Consider the following 413-nt stretch of genomic DNA (forward strand, 5'->3'; position numbering starts at 1 on the left):
GTTTTGACAAAGTTCGATAACTGTTGGGTTGTCTCCTACATAACCATCATTGTTAGAGATGTCGGTTACTTCTGCACCTGCTGGTGTTGTACCAACTACTTCTGCAGAATTTGTAAATGTTCCATTATCTATATCAGCTTGTGTGATGGTATAGCTTGCTGTAAATGTAGTAGTGTCCTCTTGACCTGGCTCCAATGTGATTGGACCTCCTGATACGGTAACACCACCTATTAAATCACTTACCATAACATCGGTTAGGGTAACGTTTCCAGTATTCTTAACAGAGAAGCTATAAGTAATGATATCACCTACCTCTAGTGTTGAACATCCTGTGGTTGGATCTACTTCAACATCTGAAGTTTTGATAAGTGCAATGCTTGCATCAGTACAGATAGTTACAACTGTTGGGTTGT

1 pseudogene is annotated in these 413 nt (G+C 39.7%); it reads right to left on the reverse strand.

What is annotated here, in order from left to right:
- A pseudogene (locus G3A46_RS14080) lies at positions 1-413 on the reverse strand (gliding motility-associated C-terminal domain-containing protein); the annotation flags it as partial.

Source organism: Aequorivita sp. KMM 9714, assembly GCF_011065475.1.
Taxonomy (GTDB): domain Bacteria; phylum Bacteroidota; class Bacteroidia; order Flavobacteriales; family Flavobacteriaceae; genus Aequorivita; species Aequorivita sinensis.